Annotated in this window: 19 protein-coding genes; 10 read left to right on the forward strand and 9 right to left on the reverse strand. The window is 61.0% G+C overall.

Features of this window, described 5'->3' with window-relative positions:
- Positions 1-55: 55 nt before the first annotated feature.
- The 5 genes from C6Y62_RS06385 to C6Y62_RS06405 form a co-directional block, all read right to left on the reverse strand.
- Entirely contained in the window at positions 56-361 is a 306-nt protein-coding gene (locus tag C6Y62_RS06385) for an HPr family phosphocarrier protein (protein ID WP_068460093.1), read from the reverse strand.
- A gap of 2 nt (positions 362-363) precedes the next feature.
- On the reverse strand, positions 364-774 hold the full coding sequence (locus C6Y62_RS06390; RefSeq protein WP_068460091.1) for a PTS sugar transporter subunit IIA: 411 nt from the start codon (positions 772-774) through the stop codon (positions 364-366).
- A gap of 192 nt (positions 775-966) precedes the next feature.
- Entirely contained in the window at positions 967-1,434 is a 468-nt protein-coding gene (locus tag C6Y62_RS06395) for an HPr kinase/phosphorylase (RefSeq protein WP_338074473.1), read from the reverse strand.
- The gene (locus C6Y62_RS06400; RefSeq protein WP_173953247.1) at positions 1,418-3,310 is read right to left on the reverse strand and encodes a sensor histidine kinase; all 1,893 of its coding nucleotides are present in this window, start codon (positions 3,308-3,310) and stop codon (positions 1,418-1,420) included. The genes C6Y62_RS06395 and C6Y62_RS06400 overlap by 17 nt, the downstream gene beginning before the upstream one ends.
- 182 nt (positions 3,311-3,492) lie before the next feature.
- Entirely contained in the window at positions 3,493-4,203 is a 711-nt protein-coding gene (locus tag C6Y62_RS06405; RefSeq protein WP_068460126.1) for a response regulator transcription factor, read from the reverse strand.
- A gap of 139 nt (positions 4,204-4,342) precedes the next feature.
- On the opposite strand from C6Y62_RS06405, the gene C6Y62_RS06410 reads away from it, so the two are divergent.
- Positions 4,343-5,101: a HugZ family pyridoxamine 5'-phosphate oxidase gene (locus C6Y62_RS06410; RefSeq protein ID WP_173953248.1), complete on the forward strand. Its 759-nt coding sequence runs from the start codon at positions 4,343-4,345 to the stop codon at positions 5,099-5,101.
- A gap of 97 nt (positions 5,102-5,198) precedes the next feature.
- Here C6Y62_RS06410 and pyrE read toward each other — a convergent pair whose 3' ends face one another.
- Complete coding sequence (gene pyrE / locus C6Y62_RS06415) at positions 5,199-5,774, reverse strand: orotate phosphoribosyltransferase (protein WP_173953249.1); 576 nt, start codon at positions 5,772-5,774, stop codon at positions 5,199-5,201.
- A 158-nt stretch (positions 5,775-5,932) separates the two neighbouring features.
- On the opposite strand from pyrE, the gene C6Y62_RS06420 reads away from it, so the two are divergent.
- The 8 genes from C6Y62_RS06420 (at position 5,933) to C6Y62_RS16715 (ending at position 13,032) form a co-directional block, all read left to right on the forward strand.
- Positions 5,933-7,750 (forward strand): ArnT family glycosyltransferase, encoded by a 1,818-nt coding sequence (locus C6Y62_RS06420; protein WP_173953250.1) that lies wholly within the window; start codon positions 5,933-5,935, stop codon positions 7,748-7,750.
- A 155-nt stretch (positions 7,751-7,905) separates the two neighbouring features.
- Positions 7,906-8,622: a TlpA disulfide reductase family protein gene (locus C6Y62_RS06425; protein ID WP_173953251.1), complete on the forward strand. Its 717-nt coding sequence runs from the start codon at positions 7,906-7,908 to the stop codon at positions 8,620-8,622.
- Positions 8,623-8,822: 200 nt separating this feature from the next.
- Positions 8,823-9,752 (forward strand): HAD family hydrolase, encoded by a 930-nt coding sequence (locus C6Y62_RS06430; RefSeq protein ID WP_083509473.1) that lies wholly within the window; start codon positions 8,823-8,825, stop codon positions 9,750-9,752.
- Between the two features lie 257 nt (positions 9,753-10,009).
- Positions 10,010-10,549: a hypothetical protein gene (locus C6Y62_RS06435; RefSeq protein ID WP_173953252.1), complete on the forward strand. Its 540-nt coding sequence runs from the start codon at positions 10,010-10,012 to the stop codon at positions 10,547-10,549.
- Positions 10,550-10,708: 159 nt separating this feature from the next.
- Positions 10,709-11,740, forward strand: coding sequence for a tetratricopeptide repeat protein (locus C6Y62_RS06440; protein WP_173953253.1), 1,032 nt, complete (start codon positions 10,709-10,711; stop codon positions 11,738-11,740).
- A gap of 80 nt (positions 11,741-11,820) precedes the next feature.
- Positions 11,821-12,030, forward strand: a complete 210-nt coding sequence (locus C6Y62_RS06445) for a PspC domain-containing protein (protein ID WP_198151038.1) — start codon at positions 11,821-11,823, stop codon at positions 12,028-12,030.
- Positions 12,031-12,082: 52 nt separating this feature from the next.
- Positions 12,083-12,298 carry a hypothetical protein gene (locus C6Y62_RS06450; RefSeq protein ID WP_173953091.1) on the forward strand — a complete coding sequence of 72 codons (216 nt, stop codon included), beginning with the start codon at positions 12,083-12,085 and terminating at the stop codon, positions 12,296-12,298.
- Positions 12,299-12,561: 263 nt separating this feature from the next.
- Positions 12,562-13,032 (forward strand): winged helix-turn-helix domain-containing protein, encoded by a 471-nt coding sequence (locus C6Y62_RS16715; protein WP_335338972.1) that lies wholly within the window; start codon positions 12,562-12,564, stop codon positions 13,030-13,032.
- Positions 13,033-13,230: 198 nt separating this feature from the next.
- Here C6Y62_RS16715 and C6Y62_RS06460 read toward each other — a convergent pair whose 3' ends face one another.
- Positions 13,231-16,764: a mechanosensitive ion channel domain-containing protein gene (locus C6Y62_RS06460; RefSeq protein WP_173953254.1), complete on the reverse strand. Its 3,534-nt coding sequence runs from the start codon at positions 16,762-16,764 to the stop codon at positions 13,231-13,233.
- Positions 16,765-17,039: 275 nt separating this feature from the next.
- Between C6Y62_RS06460 and murA the strand changes: the two genes are divergently transcribed.
- Positions 17,040-18,332 (forward strand): UDP-N-acetylglucosamine 1-carboxyvinyltransferase, encoded by a 1,293-nt coding sequence (murA, locus tag C6Y62_RS06465; RefSeq protein ID WP_068460075.1) that lies wholly within the window; start codon positions 17,040-17,042, stop codon positions 18,330-18,332.
- Between the two features lie 58 nt (positions 18,333-18,390).
- Here the strand turns inward: murA and aat are convergent, their stop codons facing one another.
- Together aat and accC are read right to left on the reverse strand one after the other, a co-directional pair.
- The gene (aat, locus tag C6Y62_RS06470) at positions 18,391-19,077 is read right to left on the reverse strand and encodes a leucyl/phenylalanyl-tRNA--protein transferase (protein WP_068460073.1); all 687 of its coding nucleotides are present in this window, start codon (positions 19,075-19,077) and stop codon (positions 18,391-18,393) included.
- A 113-nt stretch (positions 19,078-19,190) separates the two neighbouring features.
- Positions 19,191-20,534 (reverse strand): acetyl-CoA carboxylase biotin carboxylase subunit, encoded by a 1,344-nt coding sequence (gene accC, locus C6Y62_RS06475; RefSeq protein WP_173953255.1) that lies wholly within the window; start codon positions 20,532-20,534, stop codon positions 19,191-19,193.
- Positions 20,535-20,586: the final 52 nt, after the last annotated feature.

A 20,586-nucleotide genomic window follows, 5' to 3' on the forward strand; every position in this document is an offset into this window, starting at 1 on the left:
TGCGCGCATCTATATCGCAAGTGGGCTAAAACACCTGACGCCGCCTTAGCAGCGCTCAGCCGTCTTCGACGCATTCCTCGCCAAAACCATCCTCGACCAACGAAACCAGCGCCTGCAGCGCTTCCGGCCCCTGTGGGCCCTGCGCCGTCATGTGCAGCGTCGATCCGGGTCCAGCGGCAAGCATCATCAGCCCCATGATTGAGGTGCCTCCCACCGACTGTCCATCGCGCGTCACGGTGATGACGGCATCATAGGTCTCAGCGCATTTGACGAATTTTGCGGAAGCACGGGCATGCAGCCCTTTGCAATTGCGTATCGTCACCAGCGCTTCAGGGCGGGAGCTGTTCTCGATCTCTGGCATACTCAACTCGAACCTTCTCCCGACAGCTCCTGGCTGGCGATCTTGATGTACTTGCGGCCCGCATCGCGCGCGCATTGTACCGCATCGGCCAGCGGCTTCTCGCTGCGGATGCTGGCGAGTTTGACAAGAATGGGCAGGTTGATGCCTGCAATGACTTCCACGTTGGCTTCGTCCATCACCGAGATGGCGAGATTGGAGGGCGTGCCTCCGAACATGTCGGTAAGGAGAATAACGCCGTCGCCGGTATCGACGCGCCGGATGGCCTCGATGATCTGACCGCGCCTGAGGGCAGCATCGTCATCCGGTCCGATGGAGACCGTTTCAAGCTGTGTCTGGGGCCCCACCACGTGTTCGAGCGCAGAACGAAACTCTAGCGCGAGTCCGCAATGGGTAACGATGACAAGTCCGATCATGGAATAAAGCCGATCTCGTCTGTTGCCCTGCCGCTAGTGGGCGAGGGGCTTGATCGTTGCGATCGCTGACTGCTTTCGCCGGGCAAATCCCTGGCAGGGCCTATTCGCAGCGCGGCAGAATTTACAAGGCTTCTTACGGGGCGCAAGTGGATTTGGCTTCTCCCTATGCAACTGTCCGTGGGGTATCCAACGCTAGTCTTTGCAAGTTTCCAAGGCCAGAAGCAGCTTTATCGGTGCTGAGGCCTCAAACGGAGCCAACCGCAGCAAAGGCAGATTTATGCCCAGCAGGTTCGTGCGCAAGGGCGGATCGGGCAGCCGATCGACCTCGGCCGGCGCCGTAAGGTCCACTACCAGCTCAACAAATGCCCACGGCACATAGGGCATCGCAACGATTCCCAGCCCTCGCACCTCCATGCGGCCGGCCAGGGTGCTGGGCGGTTCAATGCGCAGTCGATTGCCATCGCTCGCCATAACGACCCGGTCGTCGGCAACGAGCTCAGCCGGTGACGGCAACAGCAGGGACGGCGGCAGGGTGATACAACGCAATGCCAGATCGGATTTGCCGGCACCTGAAGCGCCGCGAATAAGCGCTGCCCGTCCATCAACCGCGATTGCGGTACCGTGATGGGTTGCGGGCAGGTGCTCAGGCACGGCGGCCACCCGAAGCGCTGCCCCGGTGCGTGGGATTGGCCATCGGCAACCGAACGGTGAACCGGGCGCCGCATGGCGTGGCATCGGGCACATCATCGGGCCCGGCATTCGACGGATAGCGGTTCTCTGCGAGGATGTCGCCACCGTGCGCAAGCACGATCTCGCGTGAGATGCTGAGGCCTAGCCCGGAGTTCTTGCCGCGGCTGGTGTCCGTTGCCGGGCGGTCGGAGTAGAAGCGGTCGAAGATGATTTCCAGACGGTCGGCGGGGATGCCGGGGCCTTCATCTTCGACGAAAATTTCAAGGTGCGGGGAGGCGACCCGCGCCAGCACCTTCACGTTGCCGCCTTCGGGCGAAAACGAGATTGCGTTGTCGATCAGGTTTGTCAGCACCTGTCCGAGCCGGCCTTCATCACCGACGATGTAAAATGCGCCAGAGAAGGGTTCGGCGCCGATTTCCAGAGTTACTCTGCGGCTGTCATCGCCAATGATGTCGCTGAAAATCGATACGACGTTTTCAAGCATCGTAGGCACATGAACGTGGCGCATTTCCTTGCGCGCCAGTTCGGCATCGAGCCGCGAAAACTTCGATACGTCGGTGATCAGGCGATTGAGACGCTTCAACTCGTCCTGAATTTGCCCGACCAGATGCATGCGCTGTTCATCGGTCTTGGCGTAGCCCAGCGATTCAGCGGTGGAGCGTGCGGCGGTAAGCGGATTTTTTAGCTCGTGCGCAACGTCGGCGGCAAATTTCTCGCTGGCCTCGATGCGGCGGCACAGCGCTCCGGTCATCGCCTGGAATGCTTCGGCCATCTGCGCAACTTCATCGGTGCGGTTGCGATATTGCGGCAGCTGCGTGCGTGCGTCGATGCTCTGGCTGACGCGTTCGGCGGCAGCGGAAAGGCGGCGGATCGGGCCGGCAACCGTGCGCGCCAGCAACAGCGAAGTCACCACCGAGGCAAGCAGCGCAACGGCCGCAAAAATCAGAATGATGACGCGTTCTTCGTTGAGGATCTTGTCGATCTGGCCCGGCCGGGTTGAAAGCAACAACACGCCCTGCACTTCGCCGAAGCGCTTGATCGGCTGAGCAATCGAAACAATCTGCTCGCCCTTGCGGTTGAGCAGCAGCATGCTGGTTTCCTGGCCGGTCAGTGCTTCACGCACTTCCTTGTAGGCCATGCCGTTGCCGGTGCCGATCTCCTGATAAACCGACAGCGGTTCGCGGAAGAGATAGCGCGTCAGGCGCGTCCAGAAATTCTGCGTTTTGGTTCTGTCACCGTCCGCGCCGGTCGGCTCATTGCGCAGCGCTTTCCAGCGCGCCAGCGTCTGCTGCGTATCGACGATCAGCGTGCCGTCGCGGCCATAAATCCGTGCACGCGTGTTCGTCGGTTGAATCAGCTTGCGTACAATTGGCGTCACATCTTCGGGATGGATCGACAGTTCCAGCGATGCCAGTCCGTCGTCGCGGTAACGCGTTACGGCCGGTGGCGCATCGGGGAGGGAGTCCGGGTCGATGACGATCTGCTCGCGCACGACCTTGGCGTTGCCCGCGATGGCGTCGGCGATGATCTTGCCTTGCGTGGTCAGCGCTTCGACCTTGGCGTCGATCAGCCAGGTGTGGAACGAGCTTAGATAGAGAATGCCGCCCAGCAGGATGATGAAGCCGAGCAGATTCGAGATCAGGATGCGCCGTAGCAAACTGGCAGAAAAGAAGCGCACGATCCGCTGACGGGAAAACCAGGCCTGCAACGGTGCTAATGCACTCGGACGGGATGCGGCATCGCCGGCATCGGCAGCCGCTGCCGGAGATCCCAATGCGATTGAAGTGGCGGCGCTGTGAATGAAATTGAATGCGTTGCGCGCAACATTGCCGATTGCAGCGGTCATTGGTGAGACTGCCGCATAAACGGCCCTATACATCGCCGTTACTTTGGCTGCGGCAGCGGAAAACACAGGCATGGTCGCGCTCCGGACGTCGCCCGCCAGCCCTTGCGGGTTGGCGAACTGATCCGGTGGCAGCGGTTGCTCTTTAGATCGCCCGGATTCGAGCGTCATCTTCCCTCCGCGCTTCAAGCTTCCTTGAAGCGGTAGCCAACGCCATACAGGGTTTCAATGACGTCGAAGTTGTCATCGACCTGTTTGAACTTTTTGCGCAGGCGCTTGATGTGGCTGTCGATCGTGCGGTCATCAACGTAGACCTGATCGTCATACGCGGCATCCATCAGCGCGTCACGCGTCTTGACGACGCCGGGGCGTGCGGCAAGTGCCTGCAGGATCAGAAACTCCGTCACGGTGAGCGTAACGGGCTTGTTGTCCCAGTGGCAGTTGTGGCGCTCGGGATCAAGCTTCAGCTTGCCGCGCTCCAGGATACGTGCCGCTTCCGTTTCAGTTACAGCCGCCGGATCCTTCGGCTGGAAGCGACGCAGAACCGCTTTCACCCGTTCAACGACGAGACGCTGCGAGAACGGCTTGGCGACGTAATCGTCGGCGCCCATCTTCAAGCCGAACAGTTCGTCGATCTCTTCGTCCTTGGAGGTGAGGAAGATGACCGGCATGTCGGAGCGTTGGCGGATTCGACGCAGAAGTTCCATGCCATCCATACGCGGCATCTTGATATCGAAGATGCCGAGATCGGCGGGATCTTCGGTCAAGGCTTCCAGTGCGGACACGCCGTCGTTATACGTGCGTACCTTGTAGCCTTCGGCCTCAAGCGCCATACGTAGCGATGTGAGAATGTTCCGCTCGTCATCAACCAGCGCGATCGTGCTTTTTTCTTTCATCATGTCCCGACCCTGCGGCAGAGTACCACCCCGCCGCGCTTTATGGCTCCAAGGTGTATCAATTGTGGCAGAGCCAATTTCGTGATTTCTGCCTGAACGTTATCTGAATAGCTTGTCCACAGGAAGCGGGGGAGCGCCCATGTCTGTTGAAGAGCCTGCAAAACAGCCGTCTTTTTCCGATATTAAGGAAACCGATGTGCTGGCGCGAACAATAATCAGATCAGCGATGAAGGGTTCGCTCGCGACGCTGCTGACGCCGGGCAGCCATCCATATGCTTCGCTGCTGCTGACAGCAACAACGGCCGATGGAACGCCTATTTTCCTGATCTCCAAGCTGGCGCTGCATACCCGGAATCTGCTGGAAGATGCGCGCGCTAGCCTGTTGATCGACGCGACCGGAACTGAGGCCGATCCCATGCAGGGCTCGCGAATCACGCTGGTCGGCGAGGCGCGGCCCGTGACGGACGAATCGGTTGCGCGCCGTTTTCTGGCCCGCCATCCAAGTGCAGCGGGCTATGCGAGCTTCCCTGATTTCTCGTTTTATACGCTGCAGGTCGAAACCGCCCACTACATTGGCGGCTTCGGGCGCATCTTCGATCTTCCGCGCGAGCAATTGCTCGTCGACCTGTCTGGAGCGGAGGCTCTGGTGGAGGCCGAGCAGGGCATCGTGTCTCACATGAACGAAGATCACGCCGATGCGATCGGGCTTTATGCCACGCAGCTTCTCGGCGCTCCTGCCGGCGATTGGCGCATGACTGGCGTCGACCCGGAAGGCTGCGATCTTGTGCTTGGCGCCCGTGCGCTACGCCTGCGGTTTGCGGCGCGTGTCAGCAATGGCGATGAAGTCCGCAAGGAGCTGGTGCGTCTCGTTGGCGTCGCGCGCGATCAGGCTGCGTAATCAAAGCCAGTTAGAAGTCTTTTAGAGCCGCATCGAATAGAGCGGCTCTAAAACACTTGCAGAACGCGATTGCGGAAGCTTCTTGCTCCGCACCGGATCAGTTCCGGAAATCATCCAGCGTCAGGATGGCCGTGAGCGTGAGGCCAGCGGCTGCAAATGCCGCGCCCGCGCCGTCCAGTCGATCGACGATCGTCACGACGCCGACGACATCGGCTCCCTCATCGCGCACGTTTTGCGCGGCTTTCACCGCCGAACCGCCGGTGGTGGTTACGTCTTCCACGATCACCACGCGCTTGCCCTTCAGCGTCTCGCCGGCGGGCAGCCCTTCAATCAGGCTCTGGGTACCATGGTCCTTGGCCTGCTTGCGGACGAAGAACGCCCCGACCGGCTGTTCCGTGGTGTGGCTGACGGCTGTTACCGCCGCAGCGATGGGTACTGCGCCCATCTCCAGGCCACCGACGAAATCCGGCTTCAGCTCCGCGATCGAGTCCAGGATCAGGGTGGCGATCAGGTGCGCGCCTTCGGCGTCCAGCATCGTTGGCTTCAAATTGAAATAGTAGGTTGAGATCTTGCCCGAGGCCAATTTGATCTCGCGCCCCGACTGAAACGAGCGACGCTTAATAATTTCAATGAGTTGCGCCTTGAGCGCCGCTCTGTTCGCATCAGTTGCCATCGTGCCGCGCCCTCCGCCGGAAATTCCACCGCTTGCGCAATCGCTTAAGTGCGGTATCAGTGTCAACCCCGCACGGCGCGTCCTGGCGGATTTCCCAGCATTGTGGGCTAAAGCTTGCGCTTAACAGGCAGTCCACCGGTTCGGTTGCCTGACCGCTCATGAGCACATCGGTTTCAGTCCTGCAGCGCCTTGAGCGTGATACGGTTCGCCTGCTCGATTTTCTGGCGTTGAGGCCGGGGCTTGCGGCGCTGGTGCTCGGCGCGCTGGCGCTGTTTGTCTACCTGCCCGGCGTCATCATGCTTTCGCCCGTAGATCGCACCGAGGTGATCTACACCCTGACATCCCAGAAGATGCTGGCGCAGGACACTGCTATCGACGCCAGCTTCGACGGCGAGCATTTTCAATTCCGCCCCATCGGCATTTACTGGTTTCAGATCGCGGCCGGCAAACTGCTCGGCGAATGGAGCTGGGACGACGTCATCACCTACCGTCTGCCGTCACTGCTTGGCGGTGTCCTCGCGGTCGTCGCGTTGTGGTGGCTGAGTCGGCCGTTGATAGGGCCGCGTCGCGCCATTATCGCCGCCGCGCTGTTTGCCGTTTCGCCGATCGTCGCGCTGCAGGCGACGTTAGCGATACCGGAAGGGCCGCTGCTGCTGACCATCGTCATCACGCAGCTTTGCCTGATGCGGATCTACGCAAGCGAGCCGCAGGAAAACCGGCACGAGTTGTGGCTGGCGATGGGGTTCTGGGTTGCGCAGGGTGTCAGCATCCTGCTCAACGCGCTGGCGGTGCCGATCCTGTCGCTGGTCACCGTCGTGCTGCTCTATGTGTTTGACCGCAGGCTTGACTGGTTGCGGCGCCTGCGTCCCCTCATCGGCGTGCTGCTGATGTGCGCTATTGCGGCGCCGTGGCTTCTGATCCGCGCCCATTTCGATGGCGGCGTTCCCTTCGCCGGCATGTCCTGGGACAAGTTCATCCGTGCCCTTGGCGGTGCGCAGAACATGAAGTGGCACGCCGCGCCGCTCACGTTCACGCTGGCCATTTTGCTGGGTACATTGCCGGCCGCGATCTTCCTTTTTCCAGCGCTTCGCAACCTTTGGCAGACGCGCAGTCTTGCCGTCGAGCGCTTCCTGTTCGCATGGATCGTCGGCTACTGGCTCTATCTGGAGCTGATTGCATCGAAGCCCGCGCTGTACACCGTGCAGGCAATTTTCCCGGCCATTGCATTGGCGATTGCGCTTGTCATCGATCCGACGCGCTCACCATCGCAGGCGCAGGCGAATACCGGCCAGGGGCTGATCGTGCCGCCGCAAACCCTGCGCATGCCGTGGTGGCTGGTCGCAATCGGATTGTCAGGCATTTACATCGGCGGTCTGTGGCTCGCCGGTGCTGTCTTCGACTGGACGATTGCACTGGTCATTGCGGTCGTTGCCGCGATGCTGACGCTTTCCGCCGCCGCAATCCTGCGCAACTACGCCACTGCCTGGTTTGCTGCAGCGGTTAGTGGCTTTGCGCTGTTCATCCCCTCCACATTCGCGCTCGTGATGCCGCACATGGAAATTGGCTGGCCCGCGCAACGCATGGAGGAAGCGCTCGCCCCGTTGCGCCGCTGCGTCTCTGGCCCGGTTGGGGTGATCGGTTTCCGCGAACCATCGGCCACCTTCGCATTCGGCCGCACCGCCTATTCCAACATCCCGGCGGTGGCGGACTGGATGGCGGCCGGCGATAACGCCATCGCGCTGGTGGACGACCGCTGGCAGCCCGATCTCGATGAAGCGTTGGCCGCGCGCAAAACCAGCAAGCCGCAGCGGCTGGGCTGCATCGAAACCTTCAACGTCATGCGCGGCTGCCCGTTGCATTTCTCCATTTATGCGGCTGGGCGTGAAAAGCTCGACCCTGAATGCCAGCTTAGCGAGGAATACGCCTGCACCCGCCCACTGCCTGCGCAGGCAGATCCGGATTCCCGCTGCCGTTGAATATCCGTTTACGGCTTCCGCGCGAGGCTGTCGCTTGAGTGCGTCAGTTGCGTACGGTATGCCGAGCCCCAATATGCACTGCACTTTAATACTGCACCCGGCCGCCCATCTGACGGCCTATCCGCGCCCAACACCCAAATCGAGAAAGCCTGCCCATGGCCTCCCAGCAATTCAATCCCGAGCAGCCGCCTGAGCTGGTCGTTTCGCAGTGGTTCAACACGGAGCCGCTTTCCCTGAAGGCGCTTAAGGGCAAAGTGGTGGTGCTGGTTGCATTCCAGATGCAGTGCGCCGGATCGCTGCGCCACGCGCTGCCGCAGGCCACGCGCATTGCGCGCGCCTTTACGCCGGAAGAGGTGGCGGTCGTCGGCCTGCACATGGTGTTTGAGAACCACAAGGATATGGCGCCGGAACATCTGGCGGAGTTCCTGAAGACAGAACACATCGACATCCCTGTTGCAGTCGATGCTCACTCCGCTGATGGTTTGCCGCAGACCATGGAAGCCTACGGCATGCAGGGCACGCCCACCGTTCTGGTGTTCGACCGCCAGGGCCGTCTGCGCCGCCATTATCTGGGCGCGGTGGATGACGTGCGCCTCGGCGCTGAGATCATGGCGCTGTGCATCGAAGATCGCGATGCCCCGCGCGAGCAGGCCGTGGCGATTGAACAAAAGCTGCATGCGGCGCTGGTTGATCCGAACGAGCATCACCACGACCATGATGGCGGGTGCTGTGGTGGTCATCACGACCATGACCACGGGCACAGTCACGATCACGGTCACGAGGGCGGCTGCTGCGGCGGACACGACCACTCGCACGACCATGGTCACAAACATGAGCACGCTCACGGCGAAGGCTGCGGCTGCAAGCACTAAGCAACAACGGAGCGGGGCAAGTTCGCGCCGATGCGCAACGCAAAATCCGCGCTGCTGCCCCGTTTTTCCGCCACCGTCTTTAATTCGCCGCCCGAATCACGCGATGGTCGCCGATGCAAGTCATCGGCGGCGCGCCCATGGCTGCAGCCCGTTGCGTGCGGGTTCTCTGGGGCTGGCGCGCCAAGCCGGAGTGAGCGGCAATGGCTGACGACGTGGCGGACATCGAAGACACAATGACATCCGAGGCTGATGTAAAGCCGCGTGAATCAGCGCGCGCGACGTTCGAGAAGAAAACCATCGCGCTCGTCTATGATTTCGACGGCACGCTGTCACCGCGGCCGATGCAGGACTATGCGTTCCTGCCGCAGATCGGAATCGATCCGGAAGAATTCTGGCGGGAATCCAATGAGATTGCGCGACAGGAAGGTGCCGACGGTCTCATCTCATACATGCGGTTGATGTATCGCAAGGCGAAGGAAAAAGGCATCCGCATCGACCGAGAGGATCTTGTCGCGCAGGGCAAGAAGGTTGAGCTGTTCCCCGGCGTCGAAGAATGGTTCGAAGAGATCAACAACTACATCAAGCTGAAGTCCGAGACGCATGGCGTTTCACTACGCCATTATATCGTGTCGGCCGGCCTTACCGAGATCATCGAAGGCACCAGCATCTACAAGCGTTTTCACAATGTTTTCGCGTCGGAATACTGGTTCGACGCTTACGATTTGCCGTACCCTAAGCGCGTCATCACCGACACCGGCAAAACGCAGTATCTGTTCCGCATCAACAAGGGCATCGAGGATCTCGGCCAGGGCATCAACGAGCACATGGACGAGAGCAAGCGACCGATTCCGTTCTCGAACATGATCTATTTCGGCGACGGCGATACGGATGTGCCGTCGATGGCGGTGATGCGCAAGAACGGCGGCTACGCCATCGCCGTGCACCGGCCGGGTAAGGCGCGCAAGAAATGCGTTGATCTGTTCAAGGCCAAGCGCTGCGATTTCTTTGCGCCTGCCGATTACCGTCGCGGCTCAGACCTCTTCAAGCGCACATGCCTGCTGCTTGATCGCGTGCTGGCGGACATCCGTGTGCAGGAAGAAATGTGGCGCCTCAATCGCGATGTGAAATGACGCCCGGCACACTGAACGTCCGTCATTGTGGATATTGCTGCATCGGCCCATTTGCGGCGCGCCGTTTCAGCTAAGGTTGATGCAACGATTCTGCGCGCTTTCACGCAGCTATCCGGCGGCATAGTTCGGCCGCATGCGCCATCTCAGTCTGTCGAAGTCTCTCGTACGTGTTCGATGCGTCCAAGGCGCGATACCGAACGCACGAATGTGCTCTTGCATGTCGCACGGGGGCACGTCGCATTGGGGGGATGATGTCGATGATGAAACCGACCCTGCTTGTTTTAGCCGCCGCCATTGCCATCCCGGCATACAACGCGCCGGTTCACGCCACCGAATACTGGGACTGGAGCATGGGCAGCGGTGCGCCGACCGCCCGCCAGAAGGCTCAGGTGAAGCACGCGAAGCGCTATCGCAAGAAAGCGAAGGCGAAGACAACCAGCGTAGCGTCGTCGGCTGCAGCCAAAACAACAAACGACGCGACACGTGTGATGGCTTATGTGCGCCGTGAGGGCGAGAACGTTGCGCGCGCGGATTTGCAGTGCGCTGAAAAGGTGCGCGGTCTTGGGACGCAATGGATCGGCACCGAGGGCGCGCTTGATGCAGCCAAGAAGGACTGGATGGAGCGCGTGCGCTATGATTACGGCGAATCCTATCTCGACATGACCAACGCGCACGATTTCGTTTCCCGCTGCGGCCGCGTTTCAATCGGCGAAACGATGGGGCAGGTGATGTATCGCTGCGAAATTCTGGCGCGGCCATGCAAGGGCGTGATGGCGGAGACAACCGCAAAGAAATAACGCTTTTCGGCAACTTGCGTATTCATGATCGGGCGGCAGCGGGCAAACCCGTTGCTGCCCGTTTGTATTTTGAGCGTGCGAACAGTTGTCTCTTTGACGTGGCGCAAAGAGGAGATGCGCAACGGCGCTACTGTTCCAAGTCAGCCAAACGGGGATGCCATGACCGATTCTTTTCAAACCATCCGCTCAGATCGCGTGCGGAAGCTGGCGCTGGGGGCCGTATCCGCAAGTGTCGCGCTGCTGATCGCGGGCGCCGCGCATGCTGCGGGAATGGCCGACTGCCGCAAGAGCGGATCACCTGATGCCCGGATTACAGCATGCAGCAAGATGATAGCATCACCCGCCACATCGACGCCGGATCGCATCGAGGCTTTGCGCCGGCGCGGTTCCGCGCACGACGCACGTGGTGCCTACAGGCAGGCTGAAGCGGATTACACCGAAGCGCTGCGGTTGCAGCCGAACTCTGGCGCGGCGTTGATCGGACGTGCCGAAGCGCGCCTGGCGATGGGCGAACATGCCGCCGCCATCTCCGATCTGACGGACGCCATGCGCTTTGAAGGCGCCACCGGCGGGCTCCACGTCGCGCGTGGCTATGCATGGCTTTTGCAGGGCAACGCTGACGAGGCGATTGCGGATTTCACCGCCGCCATCGGCAAGCAGAAGGATAACGCGTCAGCCTATAACAATCGGGGTCTGGCCCATCGCAAGAAGGGCGACAACGCCAGCGCGATCGCTGACTATTCGGCCGCGATCCGGCTCAATCCGTCGTTCGCGCAGGCGTATGCGAATCGCGGTTATGTTTATGAATCGCAGGGTGACAAGCTGGCAGCGACGGCAGATCTGGAGCGAGCGTTAGCGCTTGATCCGGCATTGACCGGCGCGGCGAAGGGATTAAAGCGGCTGGGCGGCGCTGACGCTCAGGTTGCGGAACGCAGCAAGGCTCTCGTTGCCCACGGCAAGGAGCTGGCGCAGAAAAACTGCGCCTGGTGCCATGCGATCGGACGTACCGGTGAAAGCCCGAACCCCCGTGCGCCGCGCTGGATCGATATGGCCGGCCGCCACCCCATCCTGGCGCTGCGCGAGCCGTTGTCGCGGGGAATTGCCCGGCCGCATGACGAAATGCCCAAGTTTGAGCTTTCCGAGGCCGAGGTCGACACCATCATCGCCTACATCAACAGCCTGTCGCCATGATCGTTGGTGTACGCTAAATGGGTAGCAGCGGCGCCGCTTGGTGGCCGCCGCTGCCGCTCAACGATGGTGATGGAGTGTGAATGTCGATAGATGATCCAATGCGCCGACCGCTGACGCGCGTGCGGCAGGGCAAGATGATTGCCGGTGTGTGCGGTGGTCTGGCGAAATGGCTGGGTTGGGATCCAACGCTGGTTCGGCTTGGTTATCTCGTTCTGACCGTGCTCTCGGCGGCCTTCCCCGGTCTGTTGATCTACATTCTGCTGTGGGTGCTGATGCCTCAGGAAAAGTAGTGATCGCGGCTTTGCTTCGTGACGTGCGGGCAGCGATAGGCCCGAAGCGATCATGGTCTGGAAGCTGCTCAGGATCTGGCAGGCAATCGGGTGCGTGATGGGCGACAATAACTCCGGCCGTATCAACCGCAGCGCGGCAGATGTGCGCGCTGAACGCCTGGCGGCGGAACTGCGCGCCAATCTGAAGCGACGCAAGGATCAGGCGCGGGCACGCTCCAAGGCGGCCGATATGCGCCCATCGGCCGATGCCAAGACGGATGAGGACTAGGCCGCTCTATAGCATTTGACGGTGCGCGAGTTCAGTGCGCCCATTCAAGCCGATGCAGGACATGCGCCTCATTCAACTGCACCCATGACATCCAACGCTTTGATCACTGCGGCAGCTTGCATCCCAACCTTCAGTTTCAGACCGATGGGACGCCGCATTATGCCCAGATAATTTGGCAACGATATTTTTCACTACTACGAGATAACTCGAATTAGATTGGCCGATATTGTCGGGCGCCCTTACTGGCGAGCAAGGAGAGTTCTTTGGCTGAGCAGAAACCTGCGCGCAAAGGCGCAGCTAAGGCTGCTGCGAAGACTGCAGCCAAAGCACATCCTGCGGCAACTGCCGGTGGCGCCGACAAAGCGCCGGCGCCCAAGCGTCGCCGGCGAGAGCATGCGTTTCCGCGCGTGCGCATCCGCATCGGCGATGAGATGGTGCTGGGGCCGGGTAAGGTCGAACTGCTTGAAGCGATTGGCCGGACGGGATCAATCTCCGCAGCGGGACGCGAACTTGGCATGTCCTATCGCCGCGCCTGGCTGTTGGTTGACGCGCTGAATCGCATGTTCCCGGACCTGCTGGTGAAGGCGTCGCCGGGTGGTTCCCACGGTGGCGGTGCGAAGCTGACCGAGTATGGGATGGAGGTCGCCGCCGCTTACCGGCGCGTCGAGGAGCGGGCGCGCATTGCCATGCAGGAAGAAATGGCGCGCTTCAATGTGCGTGTCGATTCCGACTAGCGCGTTTGCGGAATCCACAATGCGATATCGGGCGATGATTTCCCGATGGCACGGCGGGCCGGCCATCGGAAATCTGGTCTAGCGGAGCAGGCGATTTTTCAGGCCTGACGCAACGGTGAAGTGATCAGCGCCGAAGTGCATGCTGTAGCGTGTGCCAACATCAGGTTCGTCGGTGATTGCCGTCATGACGTTGGCAGCTCATGACATGGCGATTTCCTTTTCACGCAATGCGCGCTCAATCGAAACGTGCAAATCGTTGATGACGGCTGAGCGGTGCGCCAGCTGCAAAACAAAAGCGCGAACCTCGAATTCGAGGCCTTTTGAACCGAAGCCAATGAAGAACACGCTGGGTGCAGGTGAATCGAGCACCTGCGGCGTTGCTTTCACGGCGTCGAGGATCAAGAGCTGCGCACGCAGTGTGTCCGTGCCATAGGCGATGCCGATTTTAAGCGTCACGCGTGTGATGCTGTCGGTCAATGTCCAGTTGATGACCTTCTCGGTAATCAGCGATTTGTTCGGAATGATAATTTCGCGGTTTTCGCCATCGGTCATGGAAGTCGCGCGTATGTGGATGCGCGAAACCGTGCCGGTGAGATTGCCGATCGTCACCGTATCGCCGACGCGGACGGGGCGTTCAAACAGGATGATCAAACCGGAGATGAAATTGGCGACGATCTCCTGCAGACCAAAGCCGACGCCAACACCCAGTGCGGCCACGATCCACTGCACCTGACTCCAATCGAACCCGATGCTGCGGAAGGCGAATATCAAACCGACGATCGCGATCAGATACCGGCTGACGGCGCTGATTGCATATCGAGTACCGGCTTCGATCCGCAAGCGGTGCAAAGCCGTGATCTCCAGCAGTCCAGGCAGGTTGCGGGCAGCAATAAGGGTGATGATGCCGATTGCCAGCGCCACGAACACATTGGAAACGGTAACGGGCATGCTGCGCGGCGCACCATCTACCGTTATCACCTGCTGCCACAGCGGCACATCGAGCAGCGCTAGCGACGGCAATGCCTCTCGCCAGAAGAAATACAGCGTCGTGCCGAGTAGCAAAAATACGGTCAGGCGTACGAGCTGGCGCGTCTGATCGCTGATGGAAGCGATGTCAACTTCCGGCTCGGCCACGACTGGCGCGGGCTGCAGCTCGCCCGTTGCTTCCGTTTCCTGCAGTGCGGCTGCCTTAGCACGTGCCTGTTCGCGTCGTTCCAGCGCGCGGGCGATCTCAAGTTGGCGACGCGCCACCAGCACTTGGCGCATGATCACGCTATAGATCAGATAGGCGCCCGCGATGAGTGTAACGGAAAGCAGCAATCCATCGCGGATCTGCGAGGCGCCGTCGTAGTATCCCCGCAGCGCTATGCCGGCGATTGCAAGCGGCACCGATGAAATCAATGGATACCATATCATGCGCATCGCCCACAGCGGATGGCCGGTCCCAATCCGCTCGGCGACAACGCCGCGCCGCGGATCAGCGATGCGGGCGATGAACAACGCAACGGCAAATGCACCTGCCAGAAATGCGAAGCGGCCGAGCCCGTCGCGTACGCTTTGGGCGCTGCTGACGTTGATCATCCCGAGAATGAGCGCGATGGGGGTGATGGTGTATTTCAGCCAGATCACGTTCCGGTGCAGCACGGCGCGCGCACGTTCGCTCCAACCGAAGTGGGCTGAAAACAGGCCGTTCTCTGCGCTGATGAACTGGATCAGTCGCAGGAACAGCAGCAGATACGCGACAGCGAGAAGGCCTGCCCCGACCGCTGCGGAGAACTCGGATGCGGGCGGCGGTGGTGGAAGCGTCAGCAACCATCCGGCGTATCCGATCAGCAGCGGCGTCTTCACGCTAAGCAGTGCTGTAATCGCCATGGCCTCGGGCGTGCGCATGTAATTATCGCTAGAATAGCGGCGTACAGCGTCGGCGATCGTGGCGAGGCGCCGCGTCATTTTCCGCGTGAACAGCACAAGGGCACTAAAAACAAGCAGCACCAGCGCTGTCGGCAACGGCAATTGCGCCGCGCGCGAGAGCAGGGTACTGGCGGTTTCCTGCCATGCCTCGACGTTTAGAATCCAGCCGAAGCTGGTGCGCACCTGATCGAGCCAGCCGATGCCGATTGTGCCGGAAGTCGGCAACCAGAGCAGGCGACTGTTCAGCAGCGCCCGAAGCTGAGTTGTCTGATTGAGCAGATCGCGCTCGGCGGCGTTCGATTCCGCAAGCTGAGAAATGCGGGTCACCAGCGTATCATGAAGCTGGACGTACAGATCTCTGCGCGCATCGACGAGCTTTTCCAATGACTCGCGCACTTCTGCCGGCGGTGTCTCCCCGTGGCGCTGCGCATACAGCCCGAGGATGCGCTCCGCCATGTTTCCGGTGTCTGTCAGAGCCCGGCGGGCTTCCTCCGCTTGCAGTCGCTTGAGGCGACCGTCAACGATTGCCTGATTGCGATCGGCTATGCGCCGCTGCAAGCGCGACGTTTCCGGCAATTGGTTGCGCATCGTCCGCAACAGTTCGCTGAACTCTCCGCCGATGCTGCCGATTTCCAGCACCTGTTGCGCAGCGACCTTGCTGTCCCGCACGCGCGCCAGTTCTGCCTGTATGTCATTGAAACGCGACTTGCTCTGGTCCAGCAGGCGCACGGCCTCTGCTTCCCGCTGGCGAATAATCTCGGTGTCTTTGACATAGGCTTCGAGCACCGGATGCTTGGCGGCAAGCTTGCGTGCATCGCGGTCGGCCTCGGCCTGACGCAGCGCCGTATCCGCCGCCTGCAGCGCGTTGACGCGTGCTTCGATAATGGGGATCCGCTTCGTAAGCCTGTCGAGCTTTAACGCGGCCAGGTCGCGCCGGGCGGTCGCTGAAGCCTGGCGGGCAGGCAGACTTATCAGCTCCTGCTCGAATGTATTGAGCTTGGCCGCTCTTGCCCGGCGTTCGGCCGCGATTGCAGCGCGGCGAGCGTCAGCAAGAATGGGATGCGCATCACTGGACGTTGTCTCGTCGCCACCTTCCAGTGCATCGAGAGCCTGTCTCTCTGCTGTCTGCTCCTCGCGTGCGGCGGTGGCGCGAGTCGACATCTCGCGCAGGCGGCCCTCAAGCTGATCGAGATCGGCTTTGATTGTTGCCGCCGAAGCGTTGGAAGCATCAAGAGCCTGCTGCGCTTCGGCCAGCGGAAGTTTGCTGATGCGATTCTCGAAGTCGGCGTCGGCCGCGTCCTTTTGTGCGGCTTCCAATTGCTGTTTGGCCTCAGCAATTCGTTCGGCCGACCTTTGCACCGAATCCTGAAAACGCTTCGATGCTGCCGTGCTGGCTGACGCTGCCTCAAGCTGGCCGAGCGCATTCCGCAATTGTGCGATTGCCTGATCACGAATATCGGGCGCCACATCGGAGCGTGCTTCGAGTTCCTGGATGCGAGCCTTCATGCGCTCTATGGCGCGATCGGACGCTTCCGTTGCCTCGTCGGTCGTCGCTGGAGCGGGTGCGGCGGCGGCTGCAGCAGCGCCCGGTGCGTTTTGATCCGACGGCGGTTCAGCGGCAACCGGCGCGGACGCGCCCGCTTTTGCCTCCGGAGCCGCAGCATCAGGCACGGTTGCATCGATGGCAGCCGGTACGCTGGCGTCCACTGCCACGGGCGGCGGCTGCGCCGCTGGCTGCTGGGCCTGCAGGACTGCGGGCATTGCGATGAGGGCGAACAGGAACGCGATGCGTCCAGATTTCAGACGGGAGAATGTGAGCATGCTGGGACGTAGCCTGATCGCTTTGTGGCAATTATGGCGGCGCAAGCGCGGCGGCTTTCTGAAGCACCCGCGAGCCATCCCCTCGGCACGCTACACCGGAAAATTGCCTTAAAGAGGAAGGCGATTAACTTTAATGACAGCCAATCCGGCTAGTGTTCGCTGCTGCTTGTTTCAGGACAGACACGGGGTATTTCGGTCGCACTTGCTGCGGGCGTCCCGAAGCGCTTAATCACATCTTAATCGTTGCCGGTACGACCGGAGCAGAGGGATGACGCATGGATCGCATCAAGATCATCGGTGGCCAGAAGCTCAACGGCACAATTCCGATTTCAGGTGCCAAGAACGCGGCGCTGCCGTTGATGATTGCCAGCTTGCTCACGCCGGATCGGCTGACGCTTAAAAACGTTCCCAATCTTGCGGACGTCAATCTGCTGGCTCGCATTCTGCGCAACCACGGCGTTGATCTGGCTGTCGACGGCAAGCGTACCGGCCCGGCGCAGCACATCGGTGAGACGTTCCATCTTTCCGCGCGCGACATCGTCGATACGGTGGCGCCGTACGAGATGGTCAGCCGTATGCGTGCCAGCTTCTGGGTGCTCGGTCCGCTGCTCGCACGTTGCGGTCAGGCCAAGGTTTCGCTGCCGGGCGGTTGCGCCATCGGCACGCGTCCGGTCGATCTGCATCTCACCGGCCTGAAGGAACTGGGCGCCGAAATCGAAATCGAAAACGGCTACGTCATCGCCAAGGCCAAGGGCGGTTCACTCCGCGGCGGCCGCGTCACCTTCCCGAAGGTGTCGGTTGGTGCCACGCATAACGTGCTGCTGGCCGCTGCGCTGGCGCGTGGCGAAACGGTGATTGAAAACGCCGCGCGCGAACCGGAAATCGGTGACGTTGCGGAATGCCTCGTGAAGATGGGCGTCAAGATCGACGGCATCGGCACGTCGACGCTTACCATTCAGGGCGCGAACCAGCTTGAGGGCGCGGTACATTCGGTGCTGGCTGACCGCATCGAGACCGGCACGTTCGCAATGGCGGTTGCTGCCACCGGCGGCGACGTAACCCTTGAGGGCGCACGGCCGGAACTCCTGAAAACGGCCCTCGATTCGCTGGCTGAGGCCGGCGTCGAAATTACGCCTACCAACAGCGGTATCCGCGTGGTCCGCAACGGCCATGGCATTGATCCGGTATCGGTTGAAACGCAGCCTTTCCCTGGCTTCCCGACCGATTTGCAGGCGCAGTTCATGGCGCTGATGACGCGTGCCAAGGGCACCAGCGTGATCCGCGAAACGATCTTCGAAAACCGCTTCATGCACGTGCAGGAACTGGCGCGTCTTGGCGCCGACATCCAGCTGCACGGCGATATCGCCACGATCAAGGGCGTGAAGGGACTTACCGGCGCTCCTGTAATGGCAACGGATCTGCGCGCATCGGTGTCGCTGGTTATTGCCGCGCTGATGGCTGAAGGCGAGACGATGATCAATCGCGTCTATCATCTTGATCGCGGCTTTGAGCAGCTGGAACAGAAGCTGTCGCGCTGCGGTGCGCAGATTGAGCGCATTACGGGCTGATCTGCCGCCCCTCCGAGGGCAGCTTTGCAATAATCGATGCGCTGACGCTGCAAAGGTGTCAGCGCATTTTCTTTGTGTTCGCCTGATCCAGAATGTCGAGCACCTGCTGCGGCTGTGCGTCGAGCGGCAGGGCGAAGAAATCGGCGTCGGTATCGAGCGCCTGCTCAAGCGCGCGATGAAACTCTTCACGGTTTAGTTCGACGGTGCCGAACTGGCGCAAATGGTCGGTTACGAACTGCGTATCGAGCAGGCGAAAGCGCCCATGTATCAGCCGCGCCGCCAGATGCAGAAGCGCGATCTTCGAAGCATCGCGCTCGAATGAGAACATGCTTTCGCCGAAGAAGGCGCCGTTCAACGCGACGCCATACAACCCGCCGACGAGGCGGTCGCCGTCCCAGGTCTCAACGGTGTGGCAATGACCAAGGTTGAACAGATCGCGATAAAGCGTGCGGATGCGGTCGTTGATCCAGGTGGATCGGCGGCCCGGCCTTGATCCCGCGCAGCCGTCGATCACACGGTCGATATCGGTATCGACCTTCACCTTCAGGTGCGTGGTGCGCAATGTGCGCGCCAGACGCTTGGGAACATGGATGCGATTTAACGGCAGGATGCCGCGATGCTGCGGTTCGATCCAGAACAAGGCCGGATCGTCCGCGCTCTCGGCCATCGGAAAAATCCCGCAGGTATATGCCTTCAGCAGCACCTGCGGTGTGATTTCGATGGCAATGTCGTCGCGCGAGGCCATGACGTCCGGAAGATGAAGTCTCACGGCTCATATCTGCCGTACCTAATCAGGTATAGCAGCCGGACGTGAAAACAACCCTTGCCGACTTCGCCGCACCCGATGGGTGAAATTTATTACGGCGTTTGCGCGAGATATTTTTCCAGCCAGTGGATGTCGTACATGCCGTTGGCAATGTCCGGCTGCTGGATGAGATCGTTGAACAGCGGGATGGTGGTCTCGATGCCATCGATCACGAATTCGGACAGCGCACGCTTCAGGCGCATCAGGCATTCGTTGCGGGTCTTGCCGTGCACGATCAGCTTGCCGATGAGGCTGTCGTAGTAGGGCGGAATGCGATAGCCCTGATAGACGCCGGAATCGACACGAACGCCCAGGCCGCCGGGCGGATGCCAGTAGGTGATCTGGCCCGGTGAGGGGCGGAACGTGCGCGGGTTTTCCGCATTGATGCGGCACTCGATGGCGTGGCCCGAGAACGTGACATCCTGCTGGGTCAGCGACAGCTTGGCGCCGGAGGCAACGCGGATCTGCTCCAGCACCAGATCGATACCGGTGATCGCCTCGGTAACCGGATGCTCCACCTGCAGGCGCGTGTTCATTTCAATGAAGTAGAACTCGCCGTCCTCGTACAGGAACTCCACCGTGCCGGCGCCGCGATACTTCAGCTTGCGCATGGCATCGGCAACTGTCTCGCCGATCTTGGCGCGCGCGGCGGCGTTGAGCGCCGGTGAAGGCGCCTCTTCCAGCACCTTCTGATGGCGCCGCTGCAGCGAGCAATCGCGCTCGCCCAGATGGATGGCATTGCCCTGACCATCGCCGAACACCTGCACTTCGATGTGGCGCGGCTTGCCCAGATACTTCTCGACATAAACGGCATCGTTGCCGAAGGCAGCCTTGGCTTCGGCGCGGGCGGTCGAAAGCGCCAGACCGAGATCGGCTGCGGTATGGGCAACCTTCATGCCGCGACCACCGCCACCGGCGGACGCCTTGATAAGCACGGGGAAGCCCATGCTCTTGGCAACCTTCATAGCCTCGGCTTCGGTGCTAACTGCGCCGTCGGAACCCGGCACCACCGGAATGCCGAGGCGTTTGGCGGTTTCCTTGGCCTCGATCTTGTCACCCATGACCCGGATGTGTTCGGAGGTGGGGCCGATAAAGGTGATCTGGTGTTCTTCGAGGATCTCGGCGAAGCGGGCGTTTTCCGACAGGAAGCCATAGCCGGGATGCACCGCGTCGGCGCCGGTGATTTCACAGGCAGCCAGCAGGCGCGGGATGTTCAGATAGCTCTCGGCGGCCGACGGCGGTCCGATGCAAACGCTTTCGTCGGCAAGACGGACATGCATGGCGTCGGCATCGGCGGTCGAATGTACGGCCACGGTGGCGATACCGAGTTCCTTGCAAGCGCGCTGGATGCGCAGTGCAATCTCACCTCGGTTTGCAATCAGGACTTTGTCGAACATGCGATGTCAGGGCAGCGGGCAGGATCAGCGCGATGGGGGAGGAGAAAGAAGA

This window comes from Hyphomicrobium sulfonivorans (assembly GCF_013306565.1).
GTDB classification, from domain to species: Bacteria; Pseudomonadota; Alphaproteobacteria; order Rhizobiales; family Hyphomicrobiaceae; genus Hyphomicrobium_A; species Hyphomicrobium_A sulfonivorans.

Excerpts from the sequence above, each read along its gene's own strand:
- C6Y62_RS06460 (WP_173953254.1), bottom strand. The coding sequence starts at position 16,764 with ATGCTCACATTCTCCCGTCTGAAATCTGGACGCATCGCGTTCCTGTTC.
- C6Y62_RS06445 (WP_198151038.1), top strand. The coding sequence starts at position 11,821 with ATGTCGATAGATGATCCAATGCGCCGACCGCTGACGCGCGTGCGGCAG.
- C6Y62_RS06430 (WP_083509473.1), top strand. The coding sequence starts at position 8,823 with ATGGCTGACGACGTGGCGGACATCGAAGACACAATGACATCCGAGGCT.
- C6Y62_RS06450 (WP_173953091.1), top strand. The coding sequence starts at position 12,083 with ATGGTCTGGAAGCTGCTCAGGATCTGGCAGGCAATCGGGTGCGTGATG.
- C6Y62_RS06425 (WP_173953251.1), top strand. The coding sequence starts at position 7,906 with ATGGCCTCCCAGCAATTCAATCCCGAGCAGCCGCCTGAGCTGGTCGTT.
- murA (WP_068460075.1), top strand. The coding sequence starts at position 17,040 with ATGGATCGCATCAAGATCATCGGTGGCCAGAAGCTCAACGGCACAATT.
- aat (WP_068460073.1), bottom strand. The coding sequence starts at position 19,077 with ATGGCCTCGCGCGACGACATTGCCATCGAAATCACACCGCAGGTGCTG.
- C6Y62_RS06410 (WP_173953248.1), top strand. The coding sequence starts at position 4,343 with ATGTCTGTTGAAGAGCCTGCAAAACAGCCGTCTTTTTCCGATATTAAG.
- C6Y62_RS06420 (WP_173953250.1), top strand. The coding sequence starts at position 5,933 with ATGAGCACATCGGTTTCAGTCCTGCAGCGCCTTGAGCGTGATACGGTT.
- C6Y62_RS06435 (WP_173953252.1), top strand. The coding sequence starts at position 10,010 with ATGATGAAACCGACCCTGCTTGTTTTAGCCGCCGCCATTGCCATCCCG.
- C6Y62_RS06400 (WP_173953247.1), bottom strand. The coding sequence starts at position 3,310 with ATGACCGCTGCAATCGGCAATGTTGCGCGCAACGCATTCAATTTCATT.
- pyrE (WP_173953249.1), bottom strand. The coding sequence starts at position 5,774 with ATGGCAACTGATGCGAACAGAGCGGCGCTCAAGGCGCAACTCATTGAA.
- C6Y62_RS06385 (WP_068460093.1), bottom strand. The coding sequence starts at position 361 with ATGCCAGAGATCGAGAACAGCTCCCGCCCTGAAGCGCTGGTGACGATA.
- C6Y62_RS06390 (WP_068460091.1), bottom strand. The coding sequence starts at position 774 with ATGATCGGACTTGTCATCGTTACCCATTGCGGACTCGCGCTAGAGTTT.
- C6Y62_RS06440 (WP_173953253.1), top strand. The coding sequence starts at position 10,709 with ATGACCGATTCTTTTCAAACCATCCGCTCAGATCGCGTGCGGAAGCTG.
- accC (WP_173953255.1), bottom strand. The coding sequence starts at position 20,534 with ATGTTCGACAAAGTCCTGATTGCAAACCGAGGTGAGATTGCACTGCGC.
- C6Y62_RS06405 (WP_068460126.1), bottom strand. The coding sequence starts at position 4,203 with ATGAAAGAAAAAAGCACGATCGCGCTGGTTGATGACGAGCGGAACATT.